The organism is Thermodesulfobacteriota bacterium, from assembly GCA_040754335.1.
Classification (GTDB): Bacteria; Desulfobacterota_D; UBA1144; order Nemesobacterales; family UBA2774; genus 2-12-FULL-53-21.
The window spans coordinates 450770-477237 of sequence record JBFMCV010000001.1 but is presented as its reverse complement, the minus strand read 5'-3'; the positions used below and the strand labels follow the sequence as shown (position 1 = coordinate 477237).

General features: G+C 55.6%; 27 protein-coding genes. 15 read left to right on the top strand and 12 right to left on the bottom strand.

All coding sequences use genetic code 11. The features are described 5' to 3' along the window. Positions 1–16: 16 nt before the first annotated feature. Positions 17–1111 (top strand): molecular chaperone DnaJ, encoded by a 1095-nt coding sequence (gene dnaJ, locus AB1598_02280; protein ID MEW6143823.1) that lies wholly within the window; start codon positions 17–19, stop codon positions 1109–1111. A gap of 38 nt (positions 1112–1149) precedes the next feature. Here the strand turns inward: dnaJ and AB1598_02275 are convergent, their stop codons facing one another. The 3 genes from AB1598_02275 to AB1598_02265 form a co-directional block, all read right to left on the bottom strand. Next, entirely contained in the window at positions 1150–1428 is a 279-nt protein-coding gene (locus AB1598_02275) for a MoaD/ThiS family protein (GenBank protein MEW6143822.1), read from the bottom strand. Continuing rightward, complete coding sequence (thrC, locus tag AB1598_02270) at positions 1397–2686, bottom strand: threonine synthase (protein MEW6143821.1); 1290 nt, start codon at positions 2684–2686, stop codon at positions 1397–1399. Before thrC ends, AB1598_02275 begins: the two co-directional genes overlap by 32 nt. Positions 2687–2774: 88 nt before the next feature. After that, the gene (locus AB1598_02265) at positions 2775–3212 is read right to left on the bottom strand and encodes a hypothetical protein (GenBank protein MEW6143820.1); all 438 of its coding nucleotides are present in this window, start codon (positions 3210–3212) and stop codon (positions 2775–2777) included. A 156-nt stretch (positions 3213–3368) separates the two neighbouring features. On the opposite strand from AB1598_02265, the gene AB1598_02260 reads away from it, so the two are divergent. Further along, a complete protein-coding gene (locus AB1598_02260; GenBank protein MEW6143819.1) occupies positions 3369–4175 on the top strand; it encodes a hydroxyacylglutathione hydrolase in 807 nt (268 codons plus the stop codon). A 54-nt stretch (positions 4176–4229) separates the two neighbouring features. Then, positions 4230–7928, top strand: a complete 3699-nt coding sequence (gene metH / locus AB1598_02255) for a methionine synthase (protein ID MEW6143818.1) — start codon at positions 4230–4232, stop codon at positions 7926–7928. Between the two features lie 14 nt (positions 7929–7942). On the opposite strand, the gene AB1598_02250 is transcribed toward metH, so the two are convergent. Then, positions 7943–8344: a hypothetical protein gene (locus AB1598_02250; protein ID MEW6143817.1), complete on the bottom strand. Its 402-nt coding sequence runs from the start codon at positions 8342–8344 to the stop codon at positions 7943–7945. 51 nt (positions 8345–8395) lie between these two features. Between AB1598_02250 and AB1598_02245 the strand changes: the two genes are divergently transcribed. Continuing rightward, positions 8396–9112 carry an HAD-IA family hydrolase gene (locus AB1598_02245; protein ID MEW6143816.1) on the top strand — a complete coding sequence of 239 codons (717 nt, stop codon included), beginning with the start codon at positions 8396–8398 and terminating at the stop codon, positions 9110–9112. A 36-nt stretch (positions 9113–9148) separates the two neighbouring features. Further along, the gene (locus tag AB1598_02240; GenBank protein MEW6143815.1) at positions 9149–9586 is read left to right on the top strand and encodes an EamA family transporter; all 438 of its coding nucleotides are present in this window, start codon (positions 9149–9151) and stop codon (positions 9584–9586) included. A 332-nt stretch (positions 9587–9918) separates the two neighbouring features. Here AB1598_02240 and AB1598_02235 read toward each other — a convergent pair whose 3' ends face one another. Together AB1598_02235 and hemB are read right to left on the bottom strand one after the other, a co-directional pair. Further along, on the bottom strand, positions 9919–10119 hold the full coding sequence (locus AB1598_02235) for a DUF4177 domain-containing protein (GenBank protein MEW6143814.1): 201 nt from the start codon (positions 10117–10119) through the stop codon (positions 9919–9921). Positions 10120–10122: 3 nt separating this feature from the next. Continuing rightward, entirely contained in the window at positions 10123–11106 is a 984-nt protein-coding gene (gene hemB, locus AB1598_02230) for a porphobilinogen synthase (protein MEW6143813.1), read from the bottom strand. Between the two features lie 129 nt (positions 11107–11235). On the opposite strand from hemB, the gene AB1598_02225 reads away from it, so the two are divergent. Further along, positions 11236–12921, top strand: coding sequence for a glutamine--tRNA ligase/YqeY domain fusion protein (locus AB1598_02225; GenBank protein ID MEW6143812.1), 1686 nt, complete (start codon positions 11236–11238; stop codon positions 12919–12921). Between the two features lie 27 nt (positions 12922–12948). Here the strand turns inward: AB1598_02225 and AB1598_02220 are convergent, their stop codons facing one another. Next, positions 12949–13665: a formyltransferase family protein gene (locus AB1598_02220; GenBank protein ID MEW6143811.1), complete on the bottom strand. Its 717-nt coding sequence runs from the start codon at positions 13663–13665 to the stop codon at positions 12949–12951. A 109-nt stretch (positions 13666–13774) separates the two neighbouring features. On the opposite strand from AB1598_02220, the gene AB1598_02215 reads away from it, so the two are divergent. Next, complete coding sequence (locus tag AB1598_02215) at positions 13775–14644, top strand: phosphatidate cytidylyltransferase (protein MEW6143810.1); 870 nt, start codon at positions 13775–13777, stop codon at positions 14642–14644. On the opposite strand, the gene AB1598_02210 is transcribed toward AB1598_02215, so the two are convergent. Beyond that, on the bottom strand, positions 14641–15732 hold the full coding sequence (locus tag AB1598_02210) for a hypothetical protein (protein ID MEW6143809.1): 1092 nt from the start codon (positions 15730–15732) through the stop codon (positions 14641–14643). The genes AB1598_02215 and AB1598_02210 overlap by 4 nt on opposite strands. A gap of 94 nt (positions 15733–15826) precedes the next feature. Here AB1598_02210 and AB1598_02205 point away from each other — a divergent pair, with 94 nt between their 5' ends. The 5 genes from AB1598_02205 to AB1598_02185 all read left to right on the top strand — a co-directional run bounded on the left by AB1598_02205 (position 15827) and on the right by AB1598_02185 (position 20893). Continuing rightward, entirely contained in the window at positions 15827–16975 is a 1149-nt protein-coding gene (locus tag AB1598_02205; protein MEW6143808.1) for an ABC transporter permease, read from the top strand. A 1-nt stretch (position 16976) separates the two neighbouring features. Continuing rightward, positions 16977–17750: an ATP-binding cassette domain-containing protein gene (locus tag AB1598_02200; protein ID MEW6143807.1), complete on the top strand. Its 774-nt coding sequence runs from the start codon at positions 16977–16979 to the stop codon at positions 17748–17750. A gap of 23 nt (positions 17751–17773) precedes the next feature. Next, positions 17774–18724 carry an MlaD family protein gene (locus tag AB1598_02195; protein ID MEW6143806.1) on the top strand — a complete coding sequence of 317 codons (951 nt, stop codon included), beginning with the start codon at positions 17774–17776 and terminating at the stop codon, positions 18722–18724. Then, positions 18721–19350, top strand: a complete 630-nt coding sequence (locus AB1598_02190; protein MEW6143805.1) for a hypothetical protein — start codon at positions 18721–18723, stop codon at positions 19348–19350. Before AB1598_02195 ends, AB1598_02190 begins: the two co-directional genes overlap by 4 nt. A gap of 106 nt (positions 19351–19456) precedes the next feature. Continuing rightward, on the top strand, positions 19457–20893 hold the full coding sequence (locus AB1598_02185) for a YdgA family protein (protein MEW6143804.1): 1437 nt from the start codon (positions 19457–19459) through the stop codon (positions 20891–20893). On the opposite strand, the gene AB1598_02180 is transcribed toward AB1598_02185, so the two are convergent. After that, the gene (locus AB1598_02180; protein ID MEW6143803.1) at positions 20890–21762 is read right to left on the bottom strand and encodes an oxaloacetate decarboxylase; all 873 of its coding nucleotides are present in this window, start codon (positions 21760–21762) and stop codon (positions 20890–20892) included. The genes AB1598_02185 and AB1598_02180 overlap by 4 nt on opposite strands. Positions 21763–21898: 136 nt before the next feature. Here AB1598_02180 and AB1598_02175 point away from each other — a divergent pair, with 136 nt between their 5' ends. Then, positions 21899–22426 (top strand): hypothetical protein, encoded by a 528-nt coding sequence (locus tag AB1598_02175; GenBank protein ID MEW6143802.1) that lies wholly within the window; start codon positions 21899–21901, stop codon positions 22424–22426. A 15-nt stretch (positions 22427–22441) separates the two neighbouring features. Here AB1598_02175 and AB1598_02170 read toward each other — a convergent pair whose 3' ends face one another. Further along, the gene (locus tag AB1598_02170; GenBank protein ID MEW6143801.1) at positions 22442–23707 is read right to left on the bottom strand and encodes a DNA polymerase; all 1266 of its coding nucleotides are present in this window, start codon (positions 23705–23707) and stop codon (positions 22442–22444) included. Between the two features lie 88 nt (positions 23708–23795). Between AB1598_02170 and AB1598_02165 the strand changes: the two genes are divergently transcribed. Then, positions 23796–25064, top strand: a complete 1269-nt coding sequence (locus tag AB1598_02165) for an FAD-binding oxidoreductase (GenBank protein ID MEW6143800.1) — start codon at positions 23796–23798, stop codon at positions 25062–25064. Positions 25065–25081: 17 nt separating this feature from the next. Here AB1598_02165 and AB1598_02160 read toward each other — a convergent pair whose 3' ends face one another. Next, on the bottom strand, positions 25082–25390 hold the full coding sequence (locus AB1598_02160) for a non-heme iron oxygenase ferredoxin subunit (GenBank protein MEW6143799.1): 309 nt from the start codon (positions 25388–25390) through the stop codon (positions 25082–25084). Positions 25391–25435: 45 nt separating this feature from the next. After that, positions 25436–25753 (bottom strand): tetratricopeptide repeat protein, encoded by a 318-nt coding sequence (locus AB1598_02155; protein MEW6143798.1) that lies wholly within the window; start codon positions 25751–25753, stop codon positions 25436–25438. A 156-nt stretch (positions 25754–25909) separates the two neighbouring features. Here AB1598_02155 and AB1598_02150 point away from each other — a divergent pair, with 156 nt between their 5' ends. Next, positions 25910–26455: a hypothetical protein gene (locus AB1598_02150; protein MEW6143797.1), complete on the top strand. Its 546-nt coding sequence runs from the start codon at positions 25910–25912 to the stop codon at positions 26453–26455. Positions 26456–26468 lie beyond the last annotated feature (13 nt).

Below are 26468 nucleotides of genomic sequence, written 5' to 3'. Positions count from 1 at the left end.
ACGGATTCTTTGATTAATGGAAAGTATCGACTATTATGAGATTCTTCAGGTCGAGCGCGACTCGAGCGGTGAGGAAATAAAAAGATCCTATAAGAGACTCGCGTTCGAATTCCACCCCGACAGGAACGCGGGCAACCCGGAAGCCGAAGAGAAATTCAAAAAGATAAACGAAGCGTACCAGGTGCTGAGCGATCCCAACAAGAGGGCGCGCTATGACAGCTTCGGCCATATATCGGCCGAGGGCATTTTTACGGACATCGATTTCGAATCTGGTTTCAGCGACATATTCGGCAGCCTGTTCGAAGAGGTTTTCAGCGCTGGCGGAGCCGAAAAAGCCAGGAGGGGGAGGGACCTCAAATACTCACTCGACCTCACGTTCGATGAAGCCATAGACGGGTGCGAGAGAGAGCTCAAGATACCGAGGCGCGAGACGTGCCGCGACTGCCGGGGGAGCGGCGCCGCGAGGGGCGGCGAAGTCATCTGCACGAGCTGCGGAGGAAGGGGGGAGCTCAGATACTCCCAGGGACTATTCGCCATAAAGAGGGCGTGCCCCGCGTGCGGAGGGACCGGAAAGAGGATTACAAAGTCCTGTGCGCGGTGCGGGGGGGAGAGGTACGTCCTGGCCGACCACCAGGTTAAGGTGAAGGTGCCGGCCGGCATATCCGACGGAGTGAGGCTAAGGATGCGCGGCGAAGGAGACAGCGGTTATCTTAACGGGCCGAGCGGCGACCTCTACATCGAGATTCACGTCGAGGAGCATCCTCTATTCAGGAGAGAAGAGCAGGATCTCTACTGCACCGTGCCTATAGAGTTCGTCCAGGCCGCGCTGGGGGCGGAGATCGAGATACCGACGCCCAGGGGAAAAAGCACGATCAAGATACCGGCAGGCACTCAGCCGGGCCAGACCTTCAGGCTCAAGGGAAAGGGCATGCCGAGGCTCGAAGGCAAGGGACAGGGCGACCTTTACATACAGGTGCAGGTGGAGGTGCCCGTAAAGCTCAGCAAGAAGCAGCAGCTTTTGCTCGAAGAGTTCGCCAGGGCGAGTGAAGAGGAAAACGTACCCATGGTCAAGAGGTTCGTATCCAAGGTCCAGGATATCTTCAACAAGTGACCGCCCTAGAACGCCACGCTACAGGCCCGAAGAGTAAATCATCGGAACCCGCCGGCTATGGCGGGGATGATCGAAACCACATCCCCTTCCTTAAGGGCGGTTTCCTTCCCGTTTAAAAACCTTATGTCCTCGTTGTTGACATAGAGGTTTATGAATCTCCTGACGTTGCCGGATTCATCGCAGAGCCTGTTCTTGATACCGGGAAACTGGCTTTCCATTTCTTCTATTAGCTGTGCGATGCTCGAGGCGCTTATCGTAACCTCGTCTTTTTCCGAAGTCAGCTTCCTAAGCGGTGTGGGAATGCGAACAGAGGGCATCTTTCATACCTCCTTTATCTTCTTGTTCCTTAATTTTTAAATACAGATCTTCAAATTCCTCGAGTCTCGCGTCGATTATCAGTGGCTGTGAAACCCTGTCGGCTATCGCCTCCTGGGTCTTGAGCCCGTTTCCGGTTATAGACACGACAATAGACTCGTTTTTCGGGATCACTCCCTGCGAGATCAGCTTTTTCGTGACGGCCATAGTCACGCCGCCTGCCGTTTCGGTGAATATGCCTTCTGTCTCGGCAAGGAGCCTGATGCCGTCGATTATCTCTTCGTCCGTAACGTCCTCGCCCCAGCCTCCGCTCTCTCTCATCACGCACATCGCATAGAACCCATCGGCCGGCGTGCCGATTGCAAGCGACTTGGCTATGGTGTCCGGCTTTACCGGCTTGAATATCTCCCAGTCGTTCTTGAGCGCAGTGGTGATGGGGGAGCATCCGGTAGCCTGGGCGCCGTATATCTTCGTGCCGTTCGCCTCGACGAGGCCGAGCGTCTCGAACTCCTTTATCGCCTTCCAGACCTTGGTCAGCAGTGACCCGCTCGCCATGGGAACGACCACGTGTTTGGGAGTGCGCCATCCGAGCTGCTCCATCATTTCGAAGGCGAAAGATTTCGAGCCCTCGGCGTAATAGGGTCTCATGTTGATGTTGACGAAAGCCCATCCGAACTTCCCCGCAACCTCGCTGCAGAGCCTGTTTACGTCGTCGTAAGTGCCCTTGATGCCTATGAGGTTCGCCCCGTAAACGGTCGTCCCGATTATCTTCGCCTGTTCCAGGTTATAGGGTATGAATATGAAGCTTTCGAGGCCCCCCGAAACGGTGAGCGACGCCACGGCATTAGCGAGGTTCCCGGTCGAGGCGCATGCCGCCGTCTTGAACCCGAACTCCTTGGCCTTCGACAGCGCGACCGATACGACCCTGTCCTTAAATGACAGCGTGGGATAGCAAACCGCGTCGTTTTTTACGTAAATCTCATTTACGCCGAGCACACGCCCGAGGTTTTCGGCCTTGATGAGCGGGGTGAAACCCACTTTTAGTCCCACGGTAGGCTCTTCGTCTATCGGCAGGAGCTCCTTATACCTCCAGATGCTCCTGTCCCTCTGCTCGATTACATCCCTCGAAAGTACTTTCTTAATCCCGTCGTAATCGTAGGAGGCTTCGAGCGGCCCGAAGCATATTTCGCAAACGTGAAGGGGCTCCTTAGGGTATTCTTCCCCGCACTCCTTGCACTTTAGTCCCTTGACGAAACTCATAAAATCTCCCGCATATATATTGAATAAATCAAAGAAGTTACCCTTTAACTAACGTATTGTCAAAACCTTATCCCGTTATTGCAGGACGCTACCAGACATCCCGTTTTTGAATTTCTTCGTCCTGTTCCTGGTCGTCCCCTTCGAGCACTATCTTCTCGAATTGCTCAGCCTCAAGTATGTTGCCGTTTTTCCTGTAGATACCGCCCACGATCAGATAATCGTCGTCAGCGATCTCCCAGGAGCCGGGCATATCCACGTTAATATAATTCCCGTTGAGATCGACGAGCTTGAACTCGGTGCCGACGTCCTCCTGCCCGGGATTGACCTCCTTTACCTGAGCCGCTATCCCCTCGACGGCCACGGTAGCCCCGTCAAAGGCGATCGGGGAGAACAGTATCTTCGATATCGCCGCCCTGAAGCCCTGTATGCTCGAACCCGGAACGTATTCAGGCTCCTTATTGCACCCCGCCGCGATCAGGGCAAAGAGAACGGCTGCAAACAGATGAGTCTTTTCGGCTCTCAACATCTACCCCCTTGTCAGTTCTGGTGAAGAAATCCGGTATTAATCGCACAGGACTTATATTTTACCCTACACGGTAAATTAATATTAATATTTTATGTCATAATAACTGTCGCGTCCCGGGCATGCCGGGATATACGGAGCGAAGAAGGCGAGTCTCGAATGGATACTTTCTCAGGAGCGGGATACGGCATAGCCAGGATAAGGGCGCCCGAAAGCGACAGCAATTACAACTATGTCGTCTGGTGCGGGGAGACTTCCGAATGCGCCGTCATAGACCCGTTCGACCCGGTGCCCGTTCTGAACTTCATCAGAGACAATGGCCTGCGCGTTAAATATATAATCAACACCCACTGCCACCCGGACCACATAAAGGGGAACGATCCGATTTTAAAAGTCACTCTCGCCGAGATTCTCGTCCATACGCTCGGTAGAACCATGGTCTCGCCGAGGTCGAGGGCTTTAAATGACGGGGATACCGTCCGTATAGGGAAGCTTAGCCTGCACGTGATTCACACGCCCGGACACTGCCCCGAGCACCTTATACTCGTCATGGACGGGAACGTATTTACCGGGGACACGCTTTACCTGGCAGGATGCGGTAATCTCAAGCACAGGGGAGACGGTGAAGAGCTATTCAAAACCATGGAGACGAAGATACGGACGCTCGGGGACGACCTCCGTATATTCCCGGGGCACGATTATGCGGAAGCGAACCTGAGGTTCGCGCTCGACATTGAGCCCGGCAACAAGGAAGCCAAAAAGAAGCTTGCCGATATAAGGAAGCTCGTGAAGAAAGGGAAAGAGCCCGCGCCGACCACTATAGGCGAGGAAAAGACGTACAACCCCTTTCTCCGCTATGATTCCCCCGGAATAACAAAAGAGCTCAGAAAGAGGAACCCGTCCCTCGGAGACTCCAATGCCTCTTATTTCAAGGAGCTCAGGAAGCTGAGGGACGAGTGGAAGTGAATGCGAATCGACCCGAACTACTCCCGAAAATCCGTTTTGGTATAATAATCCCTTATGAATCTAAAGGAATCCGAATCGCTTAAGACTCTCAGAGAGATCCTCTCGAAGCGCATAATGTTCATAGACGGCGCTATGGGCACAATGATACAGCGCCACAAGCCCGGGGAATCAGACTTCCGCGGAGAAATATTCAAAGACCACCCGAAGGAGCTCAAGGGAAATAACGACCTCCTCTCTCTCACGAGGCCGGACATCGTATCCGGCATTCACAGGAGCTATCTCGAAGCGGGCGCTGATATAATCGAGACTAATACGTTCAACGCGAACCGCATATCGCAGTCGGACTACGGGCTTGAAGACATCGTTTACGAATTGAACAAAACGGCGGCGGCTCTGGCGAGAAAGGCCGCCGACGAGTTCATGTCGGAACACCCGGGTAGGAGATGCTTCGTCGCGGGCGCATTAGGCCCTACGACCAAGTCGGCCTCTATCTCCCCCGACGTAAGCAACCCCGCCGCGAGGGGGGTCACGTTCGAGGAGCTGGTCCAGGCGTATTACGAGCAGCTCAAGGGACTCGTCGACGGGGGCATAGACATAATACTCGCCGAGACTACGTTCGACACTTTAAACCTCAAGGCCGCCATCTACGGGATATACAGGTACTTCGACGAGCACAGGTTGCGCCTTCCCCTTATGCTCTCGGTCACCATCACGGACGCCTCCGGAAGGACCCTCTCTGGGCAGACTCTCGAAGCCTTCTGGAACTCCGTCAGGCACGCGAAGCCTATGAGCGTCGGCATAAACTGCGCCCTCGGGGCCAGGGAGATGCGTCCATACATCGAAGAGTTGTCGAGGATAGCTGACTGCTACGTCAGCTGTTACCCGAACGCCGGGCTTCCAAATCCCCTGAGTGACACAGGGTATGACCAGACCCCGGCCGACACGTCGTCCTATCTGGAGGACTTCGCCGCGAGCGGTTTTATAAATATCGTAGGCGGCTGCTGCGGCACGACACCCGACCACATAAGAGCGATCGTAGAGAAGGCGGGGAAGTACCCGCCCCGCAAGATACCCGTAATTCCTCAAGCCACGCGCTTGAGCGGCCTCGAGGCGCTCGATATAGGGGAAGGCGCGCCTTTCATAATGGTAGGCGAAAGGACGAACGTGACCGGCTCCCCCCGGTTTGCGAAGCTCATCAAGGAAGACGATTTCGAGGGGGCGCTTGAAGTTGCGAAACAGCAGGTCGAGAACGGCGCCAACGTAATCGACGTCAACTTCGACGAGGCGCTCCTCGACGGAGAGGCCTGCATGACCCGCTTCATGAACCTCATAGCGTCTGAGCCCGACATAGCGCGCGTCCCCGTCATGATAGACAGCTCGAAGTTCTCCGTTATCGAGGCGGGTCTCAAGTGCTTGCAGGGAAAAGGGATAGTCAACTCCATAAGCCTCAAGGAAGGGGAGGAGAAGTTCATTGAGCAGGCGAGGAAGGTAATGCGATACGGCGCGGCCGCCGTCGTAATGGCGTTTGACGAGGAAGGACAGGCGGCGACCAAAGACGACAAGGTCAGGATATGCAGGCGGGCGTACGAGATACTGACAAAAAAAGTCGGAATGGACCCGGAGGACATAATATTCGATCCCAACGTGCTCACGGTCGCGACGGGCATAGACGAGCACAACAGCTACGCGCTCGATTTCATAGAAGCGGTGCGGGAGATAAAGGCCTCTTGCCCAGGTGCTAAGACGAGCGGAGGCATAAGCAACATATCGTTTTCATTCCGCGGCAACAACGTCGTGAGAGAGGCGATGCACAGCGCCTTCCTCTACCACGCAATCGACGCCGGCCTCGACATGGCTATTGTGAACGCCGGGATGCTCGAGGTGTACGAAGAAATAGACAAAGACCTGTTGCAAAAGGTGGAAGACGTCCTCCTCAACAGGAGGCCCGAGGCTACCGAAATACTCATAGAATACGCGGAGAAGATAAAGGACACGGGGAAGGCCAGGGAGAAAGAGGCCGAGACGTGGAGGGAGGGGTCGGTCGAGGAGAGGCTCTCCCACGCGCTCGTCAAGGGCATAGACGCTTACATTGAGAAAGACACCGAGGAAGCGCGCCTCAAATACTCAAAACCCCTCGACGTAATAGAAGGCCCCCTCATGGACGGCATGAAGGTAGTGGGCGAGCTTTTCGGAGAGGGGAAGATGTTCCTCCCACAAGTCGTAAAGAGCGCCCGCGTCATGAAAAAGGCGGTCGCGTACCTCGAGCCCTTTATGGAGGCCGAAAAACAGAAAGCCGGGGGCGGAAAGGCGAGGGGGAAATTCGTCATCGCGACCGTGAAGGGAGACGTCCACGACATAGGGAAAAACATAGTCTCCGTGGTACTGGGCTGCAATAACTACGAGGTCTTTGATTTAGGCGTAATGGTTCCCTGCGAGAATATTCTTAAAAAAGCCAGGGAAGTGGACGCGAGCATTATAGGACTGAGCGGCCTAATAACACCGTCACTCGACGAGATGGTGCACAACGCTTCAGAGATGGAGAGGCAGGGGTTCAGGACGCCGCTCCTTATCGGTGGAGCCACTACGAGCAAGGCCCACACGGCCATAAAAATAGCTCCCCATTACAGCGGGGTCGTGAGCCACGTGCAGGACGCCTCCCTCGTCGTAGGGGTGTGCAACGACCTGCTGAACCCGGAGAAATACGGCGAATTCGTGAAGGAGCAGGAGAAGAGACACGAAGAGCTGAGGACCCTCCACGACAGATCGAAGACAAAGACAGGGTTCCTTACTCTGGAAAAGGCGAGGGCGAGAGGGTTCAGGGAAGACTGGAAGAAAGCAATTATCGACACGCCCGAAAAACTCGGTATCCAGGTATTCGACGACATACACCTCGAATACGTAATACCCTTCATTGACTGGTCGCCTTTCTTCTGGGTATGGGAGCTCAAGGGACAATACCCGAAGATACTCGAGCACAAGAAATGGGGCACGCAGGCGAAGAACCTGTACGGCGACGCACAGAAACTCCTGAAACGCATCATCTCGGAAAAAAGGTTCAGGCCCAAAGCCGTGCTCGGGTTCTGGCCCGCGGGGAGGATAGGGGACGACGTCAAGGTGTATTCGGATACGAGCCGGACTAAGGCAATCGCCTCTTTCCATTTCCTCCGCCAGCAGAAGGACAAGGGGGAGAACGAGAAGTACCTGTGCCTTGCGGATTACGTAGCGCCCGAGGAATCGGGCCGCGAGGATTATCTGGGAGGGTTCGTCGTCACTGCGGGGGAGGGCGTCGAGCAGTACTCGGACTATTTCAAGGATAAGCACGACGACTACTCGGCGATAATGGTGCAGGCTCTGGGCGACAGGATAGCCGAGGCGCTCGCCGAGATGATGCACAAAAAGGCGCGCGAGAACTGGGGATACGGAAAAGGGGAGGACCTCTCGTACGAGGACCTGATAAAGGAAAAGTACAGAGGCATAAGACCCGCGCCCGGTTACCCCGCGTGCCCCGACCACACCGAGAAAGAGACGCTCTTTCGGCTCCTCGACGCCGAGAAGAACATAGGAGTAAGACTCACGGAGAACTACGCCATATACCCTCCGAGCTCGGTCGCGGGCCTGTATTTCGCTCACCCGAAGGCTAAGTATTTCCACGTGGGCGACATCGACAGGGACCAGGCGGAAGACTATGCGAAGCGGAAGAACATGACACTCGCCGAGGCGGAAAAGTGGCTGAGACCCAATCTCGGCTACTGAACGCGCGGAAGATTTCAGGCTTCCGGTTTTGCGATCCCTGAAAGTATATCCGCGATCTCGCGTGAGAGCCTCGACCTCGGAAACACCTGATCGTATCCTGCGTCGAGGACGCGCGCCGCGAGCTCTTTCGCCACGTGCGGCAGGTAGCCGATCACACGCGCATTCCCGAATTTATCGCTTGATTTGATCAGCCTGACAATATCGAGCGGGGCTATATTCTTATTCGCCAGGTCCACTATAACCAGCGAGGGCGGCACCGAAGGATTGAATCCGTGGAGAGCATACTCGCTCTTTATAAACTCGACATCGACGCCCGAGGCCCTGGCGGCCTCCCTGATCTTGGACGCGAAGAACATATCGTCGAGTACGGCGACCGCGTATACGCTACTTTTATGACCCGAAGCTCCACTACTCATTCTGAAAATAGAGTGTATATTAAATCCCCGTTCACTCAAAACGGCGGGGACATGAAAAGGCAGAGAATAAAGACCATATTCTTCGACGCGGCCGATACGCTATTTTACATTAAGCGGGGACTCGGGCATACCTACGCCGGGGTCGCCAGGAAGTACGGCGCCGACCCCGACCCGTCGGCTATCAAGAAAGCCTTCTCCGGCGCGTTCAGGTCCGCCCCGCCGCTCGCTTTCGGAAACGTTTCTGCACAAGAGAGGAAGAGTCTAGAAAAGGAGTGGTGGAGGGCTATCGTCGAAAATGTCTATTCGGAGATAGGCATGTTCGACGAGTTCGGCCCCCACTTCGACGAGCTGTTCGAGGTATTCAGGGGAGAGGCTTGGACCCTCTTTCCAGAGACCGGGGAGGTACTATCGTATCTCAAGAGCGAAGGCTACAGCCTGGGGATAATTTCCAACTTCGATTCGAGGGTCTACGACGTAATGAAGGGGCTCGGCATCTACGAGTACTTCGACGTGTTCGTGATATCGAGCGAAGCGGGCCATGCCAAACCATCCCACGGTATTTTCTCTTTAGCGCTCGAGCGCTCGGGCAGGGGGGCCCGCGAGGTGATACACATAGGGGACGACCTATGCAACGACTTCCATGGGGCGAGGGCTCTCGGCATAAGGGCGCTCTTGCTTGACAGGGGAGGGGAATACGCGGGGGTGCGGGGAATGGACAGGATAGAAAGCCTGTCCGCGATCAAAAGCGTCCTCGGCAAAAAAGCCTGAATCCGGAAGTAAAATCAGAAATCCAGGAGGAGTATCATGACAGGAGCAGCGTGGGCCTTGCTTGTAGCGGCCGTATGGGGCATATCGCCGATCTTCGAAAAGCTGAGCCTAGTAAAGACGGCGCCTTTTACCGTGATGACGATCAGGTTTATGTTCACTACCGCGATCGTGGTGGTTATATCCATATTTACGGGCAACTTCAGGGACATAAAGAACGTGGACGGCATGTCACTCCTCTGGATTTGCCTGGGAGGGCTTGTAGGCGGGATAATCGGGCTACTACTCTATTTCGTCGTCCTCAAGCAGAACCTCGCGAGCCACGTCGTGCCGCTCGCGGCCTCGTTCCCTCTTTTCACAACCTTCTACGCGTACATATTCCTCAAGGAGCAGATAAGCGCCGTCCGCCTCGCAGGCATTGTACTCGTGGTCGTCGGCATAGCGCTCATAAACTGGGATAGGATCGTGCCGGATTAGCGGGTGCGCGCCCTCAGGCATACGGTCTCTACTCCTTCTCTTTTATCGTTTCCGGATTCCTTTATCGAGAATCTCAATCGCGGCTGGAAGCCGCTCCTACAAAATAGACCATAACACCGTAGGAGCGGCTTCCAGCCGCGAGAATAAACTTGTCATTGCGAGCAACGATTTCGACCTAGGGAGGAATCGGTCGCTTTCGGCTAATTGCAATTTAGCAAGTTTTCTATGGAATAATCCAAATGAATCCTGTAAGCGAAGCAATCTCATGAAAAAGCGAGATCGCCGCAGCCATAATACGGTATCGATATGTTAGAAAAAGGACTGTAGCAAGATCACATGCGGCTCTTCGCCGCTTCGTTTTTATTAGAGGCGAAGACGACGAAGGCCATGGACGGCCTTCTCGATGATTCCCTCATGGCGAAGTGTATGCCGTCCAACATCCAGCCCTCGCCGACCCAGCGGTTGATTACCTTCTCGAGCTCCTCGTCCGTGACGAGCGGGACTTCGACTACCTTGTAGCTTGTGTATTCCATAGTTTATTTCCGCGACCGGTTAAGAATCCTCGCGGCCTCAAGCGCGTGATAAGTGATTATGATATCGGCTCCGGCCCTCTTGATGCTGGTGAGTATCTCCATCATGACCTCAGATTCGTCGATCCACCCCATGCGTCCCGCAGCCTTGACCATCGAATACTCACCGCTCACGTTATAAGCCGCGACCGGGTGGTCGAACTCCTCCCTCGCGGCCCTTATCACGTCGAGATAGGAGAGCGCGGGCTTTATCATAATTATGTCGGCCCCTTCCTCTATGTCGAGCGTGATCTCCCTCATCGCCTCCCTCACGTTACGGCGGTCCATCTGGTAACCCTTCCTGTCACCGAACTGTGGAGGCGACTCCGCGGCGTCCCTGAACGGGCCGTAGAATGAAGAGGCGTACTTGGCGGAATAGGCCATAATCGGCAGGCTCTCGAAGCCGTTCTCGTCGAGCACGTCCCTTATCACGCCCACGCGTCCGTCCATCATATCGGACGGGGCCACCATGTCTGCGCCCGCTTCGGCGTGCGAGAGGGCCATCTTGGCCAGGTACTCTATAGTCTCGTCGTTATCCACCTCGCCGCCCTTGATTATCCCGCAGTGTCCGTGGCTCGTGTATTCGCACATGCAGACGTCCGTGATAACGACGAGTCCCTTCGCCTTCTTCTTGAGCTCCCTCACGGCTCTCTGTACGACGCCGTTCGGGTCGTACCCCTCGGAGCCCGTCTCGTCCTTCTTTTCCGGTATGCCGAAAAGGAGTATAGAATTCACGCCCAGCTTCTCGGCCTCGAGCGCTTCCTTTACGATATTGTCCGCGGACTGCTTGTAAATTCCGGGCATCGAGCTTACCTCAGCCTTTTCCCCCTTACCCGGCGTGACGAACATGGGGTATACGAGCTCCCCGGGAGATATAGCGGTCTCGGCTATCATCTCTCTCAAACGCTCGTTTTTTCTTAACCTTCTCGGACGGTAGGCGGGGAAGTACATTAAGGTATATATTAATTGCTTAACGGCACGTAAGTCAATAAAGGGACTTTATATTTCTACATTAACTTTTGATGTTTCCCGGCTTTTGTATATTATTAATTCCCGGCATAAAGGTAACGGAACAGGGCGATGGACGACGATAAAGAGAAAAAGAGCCTCGACTTCATAAGGACGATTGTCGAAGAAGACCTTGAGAGCGGGAAATACGGCGGCAGGGTGGCGACCAGGTTCCCCCCGGAGCCTAACGGCTATCTCCACATAGGGCACGCGAAGTCCATATGCCTCAATTTCGGCGTGGCCGAAGAGTACGGGGGCACGTGCAACCTCAGGATGGACGATACGAATCCGGAAAAGGAAGACATGGAATACGTCGAGTCGATAATGAATGACGTCAGGTGGCTCGGATTCGACTGGGACGACAGGCTCTTTTACGCCTCCGATTATTACCAGCGGCTCTACGATTATGCCGTGGAGCTTATCAGGAAGGGCAAGGCCTACGTCGACAGCCTTAGCGCGGACGAGATAAGGGAGCACAGGGGAACGCTCACCAAGCCCGGAAGGGAAAGCCCGTACCGCGATCGGCCGGTTGAAGAGAGCCTCGACCTCTTCGAGCGCATGAGGAAGGGAGAGTTCGAAGAGGGGACGCACGTGCTCAGGGCAAAGATAGACATGACTTCGGGCAACATAAACATGCGCGACCCGGTTATGTACAGGATACTCCACGAGCCTCATTACAGGACGGGCGACGCCTGGTGCATATACCCCATGTACGACTACGCCCACTGCATATCGGATTCAATAGAAGGGATAACGCATTCGCTCTGCACGCTCGAATTCGAGGACCACAGGCCGCTATACGACTGGTTTTTAGACGAGCTCGGCATATACCACCCGCAGCAGATAGAGTTCTCCCGCTTGAACCTCAACTACACGGTCATGAGCAAGAGGAGGCTCCTTGAGCTCGTGCAGAAAGGGTATGTATCCGGCTGGGACGATCCCAGGATGCCCACAATCTCTGGCTTGAGGAGGAGGGGATACACCCCCGCCTCGATAAGGAATTTCTCCTCCAGGATCGGAGTAACGAAGCAGGAGAGCGTCATAGACATGACTCTGCTCGAGCACAGCGTGAGGGACGATCTAAATAAAAAGGCGCTGCGCGTGATGGGCGTGCTCAATCCGTTAAAGGTCGTCATAACCAACTATCCCGAAGGACAGTCTGAAGAGTTAGACGCGGTGAACAACCCCGAGGACGAAAGCATGGGCAAGAGGAAGGTGCCCTTTTCCGGGGAGCTTTTTATCGAAAGGGACGACTTCATGGAAAACCCGCCCAAAAAGTTCTTCCGTCTCTCGCCGGGTGCTGAGGTGAGGCTCAGGTACGCCTACTTCCTTAAATGCAACGAGGCGGTGAAGGACGAAGAGGGCGAGATAACGGAACTACGCTGCACGTACGACCCGGAGACGAGGGGAGGGGACGCCCCCGACGGAAGAAAGGTCAAAGCAACCATTCACTGGGTATCGGCCAGGCACGCGATCACGGCCGAGGTAAGGCTCTACGACAGGCTGTTCACGGAACCCGAGCCGGGAAGCGGCGGAGGGGATTACAAGGACTATCTCAACCCCGACTCTCTCATCGTGCTCAGGGACTGCAAACTCGAGCCGGGGCTTGCGGACGCCGAGCCGGGCGTCAATTACCAGTTCGAGAGACTGGGATATTTCACTCCGGATTATATAGATTCCAAGAAGGGCGCCGCTGTATTCAACAGAACAGTCACGCTCAAAGACACCTGGGCAAAAGAGAAGGGCAAGCAGGATTAGGCGGCATAGTGAATCGGATAATCCGCATCATTCCCTGAATTGATAACCTTCCTTTCCGAGCCTCTTGCCGTCGAGATAGACGTTGTCGTCCTCATCGATTCCTAGCCTTCCCCCGGCGATCAGGTTATGTACGGCGTAAGGGTATATGCGCCACTCCCCCTGCGAGCGTATGAGCTCGTTCAGGGTCTCCGCGTCCTCTTCCTTATAGCCGGCGAGTGATATGCGTTCCGACTGGACTAGAGCCGGGCCGAACCTCTCGTGCTCCCTTTCGAGGTAGACAGTGCACTTTATCGAGCTCTCGCCCGCGCGTATGGCCTGGACCGAAGCGTCCACACCCCTTATGAGATAGCCCTTGGTTATATCCCCTGGATAGAGGTTCACGACGCGGTTTCTGTATCTGCTCAGAAACATGCCGCCGAGCCTCCGCCTGTAGCCCGCAAGCACTATGAGGTCGGGTTTGCATATTCCCTCGAGCATGGCGAGTGCGGCGGCATCGTAATAATCCCTTCCTTCCTTATCGTCGGGGTCCCTTCCGAGGGAGGAGAAAAAGAGCTTCGAGCTGAGGGCGAGGACGGGGATACCGAGCCCGGCCGCCTTCAGAGCCCCCTTGCAGCCGGGGACGTTCGTGAATACCGCTGCGATCGCCGCATAGGGTTTCCCGCCTATACCTGCGAGCCTCTTCCCCTCTTCGTATATGGCCGTGAAATTCGTCCCCGATCCCGAGAGGAAAACCGCGACCCTCATAGGCTCACCGGAGGGACTATACAAAGGCTCTATCAGAGGAGCGTTCATCGGATGTAGAATTCAGTTGCATTATTTCGCAAGTCATGGAAAGTATATCTACTTGAATAACATGAGCAACTTCTGGCAGAGGATACTTACGGCCGCCGTAGCGGTGCCGATCCTGTATGCGATATTCCGCATCGGGGGCGTCGTGTACCTCCTCTTCATCATGGCCCTTATACTCGTCGGCCAGCTGGAGTTCCAGAAGCTCCTGCGCTCAAAGAACTTCCCCGACGAAAAGATATCGGGGATCGCCTTCTCCCTCCTCCTCGCCCTCTCCGCGTACATGGGCTATTTCTATTTCATGATGACATTCACGGGCGCTGTAGTGCTCGTCCTCGTGTTCGAGCTGTGGAAGCTGAGGGAAGGGGGCACCGTTTTGAGGGCCGGCGTCACGCTCTTCGGCATCGTTTATATCGGCTGGCTCCTCGGCCACGCCGTTCTTCTCCGAAACATAGGCGATATAGAGGCAATCAGGGAGTTCGCCTTAAACGGGCAGGGACTCAAGGACCCCGGTTTCTTCTATATATTCTTCACAGTCGCGTGCACGTTCCTTAACGACACGGGCGCCTATTTCACCGGGCTCAGGCTGGGAAAGAGAAAGCTCGCGCCTGAAATCAGCCCCGGGAAGACCGTAGAAGGCACGATAGGCGGTATCATAGCCTGCATACTGACCGGAATAATAGTGAATTACGGGTTCGGCTCCCCTCTCAATTCCGACTGGACTATATTCCTATCCATAATCATAGCGGTCTCGGCGGTGTTCGGGGACCTCGTGGAATCGGCGATCAAGAGGGGGGCGGGCATCAAGGACACGGGCGGCATAGTCCCCGGCCACGGCGGTGTGCTCGACAGGTTCGACAGCCTTATCTTCGTGTTCCCTGTATCGTATTATTTCGTCCTCATTTATTACATAACTGGCGGCGCCATACACGGTTAATTGAAACCGCCGAAGCTCCGGGCCACCTCTCTCGTCACCGCGTCCGCCTGCTCCCGCCTTATCATTATCCTGAGCCCTATCAGTATCAGCACGTTTAATGTGAGTCCTGCGAGAGCCGCGAACTGCTCCTTGTAGAATACGAACACGTATGTAAGGAGAATGGAGACGAGCACCGACCACTCGAACATGCGGTAAGCGAGCAGACGCGATTTCCTCAAGTAGTAAACGCCGAGGAAAACGAAGACGCCCGAAAGCAGGGACGAGAATATTCGGGCCTTGTCGACGAACGTAAGGTCTCCGAGAGTGACGGTAATATTCTCGAGCGCGCGTACGTTCAGGAGCCTCTCTTTCCCGAACCCGATAAAGAGCGTGATGACCGCCACGTAAGCAAGAGTCACGAAGAGCTGGAGGAGGAAGAAGACGGTTATGCCCGCCCTGAAATAACGGGTTCCGGCAATCCTCTCGTAGAGTTTCCGGAACCCGGACTTTGCTCTCTCGTATATCCCCGGCTCCGGCGCGGGAAGAGGGGTCGTACCCATAATAAGATTCCTTACAGGAGAGGTGAGAGGGTTATCCGGATCGCTTTTCGCCAAATACCCGAGGACCTTCTTTTTCTCGTCTTCGTCGAGGTCCCGGAGCGCAGCTTCCTCGAGACCCCTGAGCGCGTTTATAAGGTATTCTCTTTTCGTGAACGTCCAGCCGGACTTTATCATCTGGAGTGAGATGACGATCAGGACGAACACGATGTACATGATAGCGACCGAGGGCTCGAAGAAATAGTCGTTGTCCCTGGTGATGAACTTCCCGACCTCGTCAATGAACGTGCCGAACCCCGCCCCGCCGAGGACCGCCGCCCAGAGCTCGCTCCGCCTCCCGATAAACGCTATCAGCATGACTATCGACACGAGCATCAGCAGCCCGCCCCAGAGCATGTGCGCGACATGGAGCGTGCTGTTCCCGATCTGAGGGTATCCGGTTATGTGCAGGAACAGCCTGATGGTCAGAATAGCGGAGACCGCGCAGATAATAAAGACTTCGGCGTAAGAGATCGCGTCCAGGTTCCTGACAAACGGTGGATTTCCTTTCATATCCGTCTTTATTGTTTATTCTATGTTAATCTCACTTGTTAATCCAACGTTTTGGTGTCATATTATCGGTACTCGAATACCCGCCGATAACAATATGAAATATAACGGCCCCGCGTTCTCCCCACCCTCGGTCGAGGCATCAAAAGAAAGGGACGACACCCTCGTGCTGAAAATAAAGGGACGGCTCGACGCCTACACGACGGGGAAAATATGGCAGGATGCCGAGAGCGAGCTGAAGAAATCGAGCCCCCGGAAGCTTATCGTGGACGGAGAGGGGATCGAATACTGCGACGCCTCCGGCATAGCCCTCCTCATCGAGCTCAAGCTGACGCAGGAGAAGAAAGGGGGAGGCTTCGAGCTGAGAGGGCTGAGCCCGGATACAGAAAAACTTTACGGGCTCTTCAAACCCGATGTACTCGCAAAACCGGAAGGGGCCGGCAAACCCCCTTCGGGGAACCTCATCGAAAGGCTGGGCGAGAAATCGTGGGCGGTGCTCGAAGAGTTCAGGGTGCATATATACTTTACCGGCCGCGTCACGGTAGGGCTGCTGACTGCGGCGTTAAACCCTTTCAAGGTCAGATGGAAGGACGTGTTCGTCACGTGCGAGAAGTTCGGCGCGAACTCCCTCTTCATCATCGCCCTCGTGAATTTCCTTGTCGGCCTCGTAATCGCGTTCCAGTCCGCCATACCGATGGAACAGTACGGCGCACAGATATTCGTCGCCGACCTCATAGTCATCGCTTATTTTAAAGAGCTCGGTCCGCTGATGACCGCCTTCGTCGTGAACGGCAGGAGCGGCTCCGCATTCGCAGCCGAGCTCGGCACCATGAAGGTGAACGAGGAGCTCGACGCACTCGACACGATGGGTCTCGACCCGGTGAATTTCCTCGTCGTGCCCAAGGTGATTGCGGCCCTCTTCATGCTACCCCTGCTCACCGTCTTCGGTAACCTCTTCGGCATACTAGGGGGCCTGGTGGTGATGCTCTCCATGGGGTTCACGGTCCAGACGTATATAAACCAGATAACGGCTTCGGGGACGTACACTATGCTTCTCGCGGGACTGTTCAAGACCCTCTTTTTCGCGGTGCTGATAGCCGGCGTGGGCTGCCTCTCGGGCATGAGGGCTTCGAGAGGCCCGTCTGCGGTAGGAGATGCGGCGACGACCGCGGTCGTCACGGGGATTATACTTATGATCGTCGTCGACGGTATATTCGGAGTGATATATTACATACTCGGGATCTGAGATGAGCGAAGGCAGAGAAGCAATAATAGAGGTCAGGAATTTTACGGCGAAATACGGGGACAACGTGATCATCGACGATATTTCGTTCGAAGTATACAAGGGCGAGATATTCGTAATACTCGGGGGCTCGGGCTGCGGAAAGAGCACGCTCCTTAAACACATGATAGGACTCTACAAACCCGCGGGCGGGAAAATAATAATAAAAGACGAGGACATCACGAAAGCCGAAGGGCAGGACAGGATAGATATTTTGAAAAAGATAGGGGTCGCCTACCAGCTCGGAGCCCTGTTCGGCTCGATGACGGTGCTCGAGAACGTGATGCTTCCTCTCGAGGAGTACACGGACCTCAACATGGACGCAAGACACCTCATAGGCAGGATGAAGCTCGAGCTCGTTGGACTGGACGGCTCTGAGCAGAAGATGCCTTCCGAGCTCAGCGGCGGTATGATTAAGAGGGCGGCGCTCGCGAGGGCGATGGCTCTCGACCCGGAGGTGCTCTTCCTCGACGAGCCATCGGCGGGCCTCGACCCCATCACCTCGGCCGAGCTCGACCAGCTCATCATCCAGCTCTCGAGGAGCCTCGGTGTCACGTTCGTCGTAGTCACGCACGAGCTCAACAGTATTTATACGATCGCCGACAGGGTCATCATGCTCGACAAGAGCACCAAGAACATAATCGCTGCAGGGAATCCGGAGTATCTGAGGGACCATTCGACGATCCCGGTCGTTCAAAAATTCTTCAGGAGGCAGACCGATGAGCAGCTCGGAACTTAAAATCAGAGGCGGGGAAAAATAATATGAGCCAGAAACCAAATTTTTTCAAGATAGGACTATTCGTTATACTGGCGCTCCTTATACTCGCGGGGGGGATAATATTTTTCGGCGGCGCGAAGTTTTTCGAGAAGAAGGTCACGATCGAAACCTACTTCGACCAGTCGGTCCAGGGCTTGTCCGTGGGGTCGGCGCTGCAGTTCCAGGGCGTGCAGATCGGGAACGTCAGCTACATCGGTTTCGTTTTCAACGAGTATAAGACACACAGACAATACGTGCTCGTAAGGGCGGAGATATACGGCAACAAGGTAGCGGGAAAGGGCAGGAGACAACTCTATGAAACCGATAAAGAGAGGAAAGAGGGTTTTCAGAATATGATAAAACAGGGGCTCAGGCTCCAGCTCGCCTCCCAGGGTATTACGGGTGTCGCGTTCCTTAACGCCGTATACCTCGATCCCGACCGCTACCCGCCTCTCGATCACGAGTGGAAGCCGGAATATATGTATGTACCGTCCGCGCCGGGGACGATCACGCAGATCACGGAGACGATCGAAGACCTCTCGGAAAGCATAGACAACATCGACTTTAAAGAGATCTCCGACGAAATAGAAAAACTGGTCGTATCCCTGAACAAGGCTGTAGAAGACGCGAAGGTAGGAGAATTGAGCAAGGACCTGAGCAAGCTCATCGAGAGCCTCAACGGCGCGACCACGGAGCTGAATTCGATACTGAAAAGCAAGGACACGAAGGAAACGATCACCAATATCACAGCCATTACCTCCGACCTCAAAAACACGCTCAACCGGACCGACCGCCTGCTTTCGAGCCGGGAGCACAGCGTGAAATTGACACTTGAGAATATCGAGCGCATTTCGGAAGACCTGAGGGAGCTGTTGGAGACGATGAAGAAGTATCCGTCATGGGTCCTTTTCGGGAACCCGCCGCCGCACATCGAAGAGGAGGAGAAACCTGAATGAAATCAAATAACTTCGCCGGAGTATGTTCACTGGCATTATTAATGATCATTATCTCAGGATGCACCGGCCTCAGTAAAAGCTATCCGGAAAGGTCGTACTTTATGTTCGAAGTCCCGCCTGTGGCGCAAAAACCCGCGCCTGTAAAAGGGGCAATAGCCGAAGTCTCCCGGTTCAGCGTCTCTCCGGGCAGCGAAGGCAAGGAGTTCATATACAGGACGGGGGAGCTCAGCTACGAATCCGACTTCTACAACCAGTTCTTCAGACCGCCCGGCGCCATGCTCACCGAAATAACGATACGCTGGCTCGGGGATACGGGTCTTTTCCAGGACGTGCTGAGCACCGTCACACAGGCAGGCGCCAACTATTTCATAGAGGCGAACGTCGTCCAGCTCTACGGCGATTACAGGTCCTCGCCCAAGGCCGTGATGCAGATACAGTTCCTGCTCCTGAAATACACGACCGACGATACCTATGACGACAATACCGGGATAGTATTCGCCAACTCCTACACTAGCGAGATACCGATCCCCTCGAAGACGCCCGGCGATCTGATGACGGGCTGGAATACCGCGCTCGGTGAAATATTGAACGCCTTTCTCGCGGACATGAAGAACGCCGTCAACTGACCGTCGGCGGATCCGGCGGTTTTGATAATTATAGAGCAGTGTTGATTTTTTAATGCCGGAAGAAATATAATAATGGGACATTGTAAACATTCGGTGGGGGGTAATAATGCGCCGCGTCATAATCGTTATAGTGCTCATAGTGGTCCTGGCCCTGTTCGGACTGCCTTACTGGTTCGGCATCCGGACGGAGAAGGTCTATAACGATATAATCGACACGTATTCCGGAACGGGCAATGTATCGATCGTCGAAAAGAGCTACGAGAAGGGGTGGCTCAATTCCAGAGCAAAGACCACCTTCGTTATCAAAAACGGCGACGCCGAACTGATCAAGCTCGAGGAAACCGATACGATATACCACGGCCCCTTTCCCGTACAGGCGGTATTGAGCGGGCTCGGGGGACTCACGCCGGTCATGGCCGTCATAGATTCAAAACTCGTCCTCGTGCCGGCGGACGAATCGGAGTTCTCGAATTTCATCAAGAAGCTCCCGCCCGCGAGTCTTCTGACCAGGCTGTCCATGGACGGCGGAGGAATAACCGACATCACGATGCCGGGTATAGAATCGGAACAAGGCGAAGAAGGGGAGAAGCTCAAATGGCAGGGATTGACCGGCGACGTAAAGTTCAGCCCCGAATTTAAGGACGTGGACACCGAGCTAAAATCGCCCGGTCTCAATATTACCGGCAAGGAGAGCGACGTATCCGTAACGGGCATCGCCGCGGACTCCAGACTAAAGTACGTGGGGCCCGAGAATAAATACCCGGTCGGGGATATTAACTTCACGGTCGCCGAGGTAGCGATCCGGACGAAGGACGAGAGCAGCGGCGGGTACGATAATTTCTCCATAACCGGCATAGAGCTAACCGGCACATCGACCGAATCGGAAGGGCTCCTCAACAGCACGCACAGTCTCGGGTTCAGGGAGCTCGACGCGGGGGGCGGCAAATACGGCCCCGGCGGTTACGAGCTCGCCATAAGGAACATAGACATGGAATCGTGGATAAAAATCCAGGAGCTCCTCAAAAACAACCAGAAAGCCCCGCAAACGGAGGAGCAGAGGCAGATATTCATGACGGAGCTCATGAAGATAGTTCCCGGCCTAATAAAGAAATCGCCCGAGATCGAGCTCACGAAACTAAACATCATGACGGCCGACGGGAGCATAGACGGCCACCTGAAGATTTCCGTCGACGGGACGGGTATGGACAACCCGGAGCTCGCGTCCAACCCCCTCTTCCTGATCGCCGCGATCAAGGCCGACGCCAGGGTCGCAGTGACTAAATCGCTTCTCGAAACCATAATTACCGATTACAAGAAGGAAGAGATAACGGACGATTTCAGAAAGGCAGACGACGAAGTGCCGCCCCCCGATGAAATCGCCGGAATGGCCAAAGAAGAGATGGGAGACGAGATCAAGGGTCTCATGGACCAGGGCATAATCACGGAGAGCGCGGACAATTACGAGATCAACGCAAGCTACGATATGGGACAGGTAACGCTCAACGGGCAGCCGCTGGATATGCAGTCGTTAATAGGCGATTAGACTTTCGGAACCCCGAACTTTTTTTCAAGCTCCCTGTACTTTGGGACGTCTATTATCTCTTCGAAGTCCTTAAACGAAAGCATGTCCCCGTACCCCGCCGTGGTCCCGTGTTTCCTGAGATAAGCGAAGCAGGACTCGATCGCTCTCGTCGCCGAGAACAATGCGGCGAGAGGGAACACGGCTATCTTGTACCCGAGCGCGCCCAGCTCCTCAGCGCCGAGTATAGGGGTCTTCCCGCCCTCGACCATGTTCGCGAAGAGCGGCACTCCGGGAAAAGCGGCGGCGATCTCCCTGAGCTCTTCGACGGATTGGGGCGCCTCTATGAATACTACGTCGGCCCCGGCCTCGCAGTAAGCTCTACCCCTCCTTATAGCCTCGTCGAGACCCAGCGGCGCGCGCGAGTCCGTGCGCCCTATTATGACCAGGCCGCTCTCGCCCCTGGCTTCCGAAGCCGCGCGGATCTTCTCCACATGCTCCTCCATCGGGATCACGTGCTTGCCCTCGAAATGGCCGCATTTCTTGGGCCAGACCTGGTCTTCGAGTATTATCCCGGCGGCGCCTAAAGTGACTATCTCCTCCACGGTCCTCAGCACGTTCAAGGCGTTCCCGTACCCGGTATCCATGTCGGCGACGACAGGTATGCCGACTGAGGAGACGATGCGCCCCGCGGCCGAGAGCATTTCGGTAGCGGTGAGGAACCCGAAGTCGGGCTTACCGAGCATGGAGCCCGAAATGCCGAAGCCGCTCGTGAAAGCGGCCGCGAACCCGGCCCTCTCGGCGAGCTTGGCGCTCACGCAGTCGTGCACTCCCGGAAGAACCAGAATCCCCGGCTCCGACAGTATTTCCCTCAGCTTCCGGCCCATCGTCATTATGTCTCTCCCAGTCTTTTTTCATAGAAACATAGTGACCCCGCTCGCGGGTGTCAAGGAGGATTGCGTACGGAGGGCGTTTGTGATATTTTGAATCCATAACCCCCGGCACTGTCGATTTCCCGGAAACCCGAAAGTGAAAAAGAGAGCGGAAAAAACTGCCAAGGAGAAACCGGAAACCCCGGGAAGGCTGAAGACCGGACTCAAGAGTAAAGACGTCATACAGCTCATAGAGGCGCTGGAGGGCGTAAAGCTCGATTTCGACCACCTCTATTACTACGAGCACACGGGGCTCATAGTGCCGAGCCTCCGGAGTTCCCGGGGGAGGGGGGTGCCCAAGCTCTACTCGACCGAGGACTTCATAGTGCTCAGGTGGCTCGTCTCGCTCCAGAAGAACGGCATACCCGTGAGCCGCTTCCGCGAAGTGCTCACGTTCCTCAAGGAAAAGATGCCGGAGGTCCTGAAGCAGCCGCAGAACTGGGTCTTGATTACGGACGGAAAGTCGGTGCAGTTTTTCGACAGGGTATCGTCGAGGGCGTTCGACGTGCTCAAGGACACGGGCCAGTATCTCTTTTTCTTCCCGATAGGCAAGGTGGCGGACGAGAGCAGCAAGGCGGTAAAGAAGCTCGGGAAGAAGGGCCGCGGCCGCGGGGGCCGGGCATAGAATCCGGCAGGGCGCTTAATCCTTGCCGGGCCTCCCCGTCTTTTGTCTCCCTTTATTCCCCTCGGCGACCGCGTCCGGTATCGATGTGAACCCTATCCTCATCGGAGCCGAATCCAGGGCGCCGTGCATAGCCCCGTAATAGATGCTGTCCGCCCCCCACCGCTCGTTTATCTCGTCAAGCGCGCCCGACACCTTGTCGAGCTTCCTCTCTCCGTCGAACAAATTCATAGGTGACTCGCCGGAGGGGGTGAGGTCGGAGAAGGTGACGGACGCACGGAGCGGCCTCCCCGCGACAGGTCTCTCCTCCCACATTCCGGAGAAGGCGTCGATCATGGTCTGAGTATCGTTCCTCTTCCCTATATTCGCGGCCTTCACCCAGCTCTCTTCATCCCCCAGGTAGTCGATACCGATCGTCATTCTGTCGGAAAGGTACCTGAGCCTCCTCAGCCTGAACGCCGCCTTGTGTATGAGCTTTATGAACACCGCCCGCGTCCCTTCGTCCGTCCTGAATTCGGGGGGCAGCACGTGGGAGTGCCCGACCGTCTTCCTCGACGACGCGGTCTCGATAATATCCTCGCCCCGGAGCAACCGGTGGAGCCGCTTGCCCACGACGCTTCCCCATATGCCGGAGACCCTTTCTTCCGAGAGAGCGCAAAGGGCTTCGACCGTATGCACGCCGCTTCTCCTCAAGCGGTCGTGCATCCTCCTCCCTATGCCCGGCAGGTCGGTAAGGGAGAGGGAATATAATTTATGCGGAAGGTCTTCTTTCGTTATAACCGTAAAGCCGTCGGGCTTCTCCATATCGGTCGCCACCTTGGCCAGGAAGCGGTTGGGCGCGATCCCGACGGAGCACCGGAGGTATTCCCCCGCCTGCTCCCTGATCGCCTTCTTAACGGCGTGCCCAAGCTTTACGGCATTTTCCAGGACCGTCTGCCTCCCCGTAAGACGGCAGGACATCTCGTCTATCGACTGCACCGTATCCACGGGCAGCACGGAGCTCACGGCAGAGACTATTTTATGATGCGTCTCGATGTATATCTCCGGCCTCGATTCCACGATTTCGAGGTCCGGGCAAAGCCTGCGGGCCTCTCCGACGCCCGTCCCGGTTTTAATGCCGTATTTTTTCGCCTCGTAGCTCGCGGCTATGCAGCACGTGCTGTCCGTCATAACGGCGGCAACGGCCACGGGCCTGCCCCTGAGGCCGGGCCTCGTCTGCTGCTCGACCGAGGCGAAGTACGAGTTCATGTCCACGAAAAGCCACCCGAGCCGATGATCACCCATCACGCAAAAATGATAACATAAATTCCAAGGCGCAAGCCTTCCCAATCCTCCACACTCCCGGTAAGGAACAGTGTGATAGAATATTTCCATGAGCGATCGCACTTTCGACTTCCTCTTCATCGGCGCCGGCATACTCGGCTCGGCGGGGGCATATGCGCTTTCCAGAAAGCTCAGCGAAAATAGCTTGAAGGCCGCTATCGGCGTAATCGATATAGACATGGAAGGAGGGCTTTCCTCTACGCTCAAGAACGCGGGGGGCGTGAGGGCCACATGGAGGAGCCGCGCGAACATAGAGCTCTGCAAGTACTCGATCGATTTCTACGAATCGATCGCGGACTTAATACAGTTCCGGGAGCTCGGTTACTTCTGGATGCACGGTGCCAAGTCGTGGCAGGAGATAAACGAGAACCATCCGCTCTACGTGGAGTACGGCCTCCCGGTGGAGCTGTATCCCCCGGAAGAGGTCCCTTCGATACTCCCGCTCGTCGACAACATAGAAGGGATAGAAGGGCTCTCGGTATCGAGAAAAGCGGGGCTCATAGACCACTACTCGTTAAGGGAATTCTACAGGGCCGGGGCGAGGAAGAACGGGGTCAGGTTCTTCGACAGGTGCTATGCCGCGGGGATCACGGTCGAAGGCGGGAGGGCGAAAGAGGTCACGGCCTACGACCTCCGCGGATACAACAGGAACAGGAGCGCAGTCGAAGAAAAAGTGAAGACGATACTGGAAGACGACAGCGTCGATCACGGCCTGCCCCGGATCGAGTTCGAATGCGGGACGCTCATAAACACGGCCGGGGCCTGGGCGCCCCGCGTCTCTGCCCTTTACGGGTTTAAGGACGAGGGAGTAAAACCCAGGAGGCGCCAGATGGTGGTGCTCCACTGCCCGGACGTCGACCTTTCGCCTTACGGGATGCTGATAGACACGTCCGACATTTATTTCCACCAGGACGGAGAAAACATTCTCGCGGGGTATTCCAACATGGACGAGCCCTACGGCTACAACTTCGAGTTCAGCTTCGGGGGCATGACCGAGGAAAGCCCGTTCGTGAAACACATCTGGCAGCCCCTCTGGAAGAGGATAAGCGGGTTCGAGAAGGTGAAATTCATAAGGGGATGGGCGGGCATGTACGCGGAGACGCCCGACCGCTCGGGTTATCTCGGCAGAGTGCCCGGCCTCGAGAACGTCTACGAGTGCGAGGCGCACACGGGAAGGGGGCTCATGATCTCGTACGGCGCGGCCACTGCGCTCGCCGACCTTTTAGTTGACGGGAAATTCAGGCGCGAGCTCAGTCACGCGGAAGACCTGTCGAGGGAGAGAAAATCAGGGCCCCTGTTCGAAGGGCTCCATTTGTAAAATTCCCGACCGGACAGCTAGATCTCGATAAGAATCCTTCCGCCCTCGACGCGCACCTTGTACGTATTGACGTTCTCATCGGCAGGGGGTCCCAGGACCTCGCCAGTCTTTATGCTGAATTCGGATCCGTGCCACGGGCAAATTACCCTGTCGCCCGAAATCTCGCCCTCGCAGAGCGGCCCGCCTATGTGAGTACAGTCGTTGTCGAGAGCGAAGTATTCACCGTCGCAGTTAAAGAGCGCTATCTCGCGGCCCTCGGCCTCGACGAGCTTAGCCTCGCCGGGGGCTATATCCCCTTCGGCTCCTACATCGAACAGTTCTCCCAAACCTATACACCTCAGCCTTGCTCAACAACCGTGCGGAAGCACGGCTCATTCGCCCAGCATATCGATAGCTTCCTCGTACTCCTCCGCCATTCCGGGATGGCCGTGGCGGTTGGCGGCCTCTATACCTTCGTAGTAAGCCTCCCTCGCCATCTCCGTGTCGCCCGTCTGTATGTAGCAGTCGGCGAGCGTCCTGTAGACGGCCCCCTGGTCGTCCGCGATCTTGAGATACTCCTTTATCTCTCTTATAGCCTCTTCGTACATCCCGAGCTTGTAATATTCGTTAGCGAGACTGTACCTGCCGAGGGGGTTTCCCGGGTCTTTTTGCACGAGTGCCTTGAACGTATCCAACCTTGAGCCTGTCACCTTATGCCTCCGCTGCTAGAGCAATTATAATGCAGAATATAACACACATTAAAGACCGTTGTGAAAAGGTAATTGCCGCATAATTGCCGGGGGGAGGTTGAATGTTCAGCCCGATCCTGAATAATCATTACCTGAAAGAATCCGGACGGGGACCGAATGCCCAGGAAAATTATAGAGTTTCTGTTCAATGCGCTCGCCGTAAAGGAGTTCCTCATATTCACGGGGACCTTCTTCGCGTTAACCGCGTTCGCCATGATTACGACGGACTCCTTCGTGAGGCCGGAAGGATGCGCGGGGATGATCCCCCTCGAGCTCGCGTTCACGAAGCCCGCCTTCGAGAGGATGCTCACGGGATGCGGCGAGCAGGGAGTGCGGGCGCACATAATCCTTATCTGGATAGATTACCTCTTCATAATCGCCTACACCGGGTTCCTCGGGAACCTGGTCGGCTCGCTCGTGAGGGGCCTAGAGCGGGGGAGGGCGCTCACCTATTTCAGCCTTCCCATGCTTGCGGGCGCGCTCGACGTGATAGAGAACCTGCTCATCCAGAGCCAGCTAGGCAATCCCGATAACCTGAGCGGACTTGTAATCTTCGCCGCCTCAATCGCCGCGAGCATAAAGTTCCTCCTCCTTCTCGCGACCATCGCAGTCATAGTCCTATATCTCTACGTGGACGTGAGGAAAAGGGGGGAGCGGGCGTAAAGAGCACTCAAGT